The sequence below is a fragment of the Thermococcus sp. genome (assembly GCF_026991495.1).
Lineage (GTDB): Archaea > Methanobacteriota_B > Thermococci > Thermococcales > Thermococcaceae > Thermococcus.
Genome location: NZ_JALXBJ010000031.1, coordinates 1 through 1,988, shown reverse-complemented (window position 1 = coordinate 1,988; position 1,988 = coordinate 1). Strand labels below are relative to the sequence as shown.

Below are 1,988 nucleotides of genomic sequence, written 5' to 3'. Positions count from 1 at the left end.
CTCTTACTGAGGATGGGTTTGTTGATTTTGGCGAGTTCAGGCTTAAGCTCCTGCCGGACCAGTTTGAGGTTTTGAGGGAGGAGAACTTGATCGACAAGACGATAACCTTCGGCATAAGACCAGAGGATATAAACGAGGCGAACCTTGGCGGTACCGGGGAGAGCGTCAAGGCTCTGGTTGAGATCGTTGAGAACCTTGGCAGTGAGAAAATCCTCCACCTGCGTATTGGAAGCATTCACCTGGAGGCAGTCTTCGGGAGCGAGCCAAAGATTAGGGAAGGGGATGAGATTGGGATAAGCTTCAACATGAGAAAGGCCCACGTCTTCAACAAAGAGAACGGAAAGGCAGTATTTTGAGGGGGTGAAAAGATGATAGCCGTCGCAACCTTCACCGATCCAAGGCCGACAGCCCTCTCCACCGAGCGCGAGAAGGCTTTGGTGGAGAAGCACTCCGCTCTTATAACTGAGCTGAGAAAAGCCGGTTTTGAGGTTCTCGACGTGAACCGGGAGCTCGGAAAGTACGGGGTTCTCGAAGGGGGTGGCAACTTCGGGATTGATTCCATGGAAGAGAGCATTAAAGCGGGCAAGCTCGTCGCTGGAAGTGGCGCCGGTGGAGTTATAGCCGGCCTCTGGCACTGGACCGAGAGCAACCTCGTCACGGCGATGGTGAGAGAAGCGAAGAGGCCACTCCTCCTCTACGCGGACGACGACCCGGCTTGGGCAGGCACGACGTGCGTGACCTCAGTTGGAGCCTCTCTCTGGGAGAGCGCCGTCAACGACTACGCGCTCAACCACACCCGCCTCAAGGGGGACGTCGAGATGGTAAAGGCCTGGGCGAGGGCCGTTGAGGCCATTGATGAGCTCTCGAAGAGGTCAATACTCCTCTGGGGCGCCCCCTACACCCTCGGGATGGAGCACCTCATGGACGACCTCCCGAGGTTGAAGAGGTTCGTCGGAGACTTCATCATGCTCGACCAGTACGTGCTGGTGAAGAAGGCCGAGGAACTGCTGAAGGAAGGCTCGCGCGTTGAAGGCTTCTACCGCTGGCTGACGTCAAAGAGCAGGGTGGTCTTTGACGGGAAGATGCTCACCCCCGAGGTTCTAAAGAAGCAGATAGCCCTCTACCTCGCCTCAAAGGAGAGCTTTAAAGAGCATAGGAGCGTTTCAGCTGTCTCGATAAAGTGCCAGCCCGAGCTGAGCGAGGTTTACGGCGTCACCGCCTGCCTGATCCCCGCTCTCTTCCCCTTCAACCTCGATGCTGAGGGCGAGAAAGATATCATTCCCGCCACGTGCGAGGGAGACGTCAAGGGAACGATAAGCTCCGCTCTGCTCTTCTACCTGAGCGGGAAGCCACCGCTCTTCGGTGACATAAAGTACGTGGACGACGAGATGGTGATGATAGCGAACTGCGGTGCCTCTTCCCTCTACTACGCGAGACTAAGCGAGAACCCCGAGGAGAACCTCAGGGCGACGACGGTACAGGGCCAGTGTCAGGGGGCGAGCGGAGGGGCTTTAACTTACAGGACTCCCAAGGCGACCTTCACCGTTGCGAGGCTCGTGAGGAAGGGAGGTGAGTACTTCCTGCTCTACTTCTTAGCTGAGGGAGTTGAGATAACCGAGGAAATCGAGTCAAAGCTCAAGTGGGGCAAGCAGTGGCCCCACACAGCGATAAGGAACCCCCTCGACAAGGAAAGCTTTATCTCCGCTATGGGGGCCAACCACCTCTCCTTAGTTCCCGGCGACTACCGCGAGGAGCTGAGGTTCGTGGCGAGGCTGTGGGGAGTTAAGGCGGTCAACCTTGCCGAGAGATCAGAAGTGAGACTCATCACCGGTGAGTAGAATGCGCGTGACCCTCTCAAACAACGGGGCCTTCGCCCTGACCGACGAAGAGGGCAACATGACCGATAAATATCACGGCTTCTACTTCCTCGACACGCGCTTCGTAAGGAGGGCAGTCCTCCGCGTGAAGCCCGAGCCGGAGTTTATCGG

Annotated in this window: 3 protein-coding genes; all 3 read left to right on the top strand. The window is 57.1% G+C overall.

Annotation, left to right across the window (positions count from 1 at the left end):
• Window positions 1–356, top strand: a 356-nt coding sequence (locus tag MVB78_RS03850) for a TOBE domain-containing protein (RefSeq protein ID WP_297488068.1), incomplete at its 5' end; no start/stop codon positions are given.
• 12 nt (window positions 357–368) lie between these two features.
• A complete protein-coding gene (locus MVB78_RS03845) occupies window positions 369–1,838 on the top strand; it encodes an L-fucose/L-arabinose isomerase family protein (RefSeq protein WP_297488065.1) in 1,470 nt (489 codons plus the stop codon).
• Window position 1,839: 1 nt separating this feature from the next.
• On the top strand, window positions 1,840–1,988 hold a 149-nt coding region (locus MVB78_RS03840; protein ID WP_297488071.1), incomplete at its 3' end, for a glycogen debranching N-terminal domain-containing protein.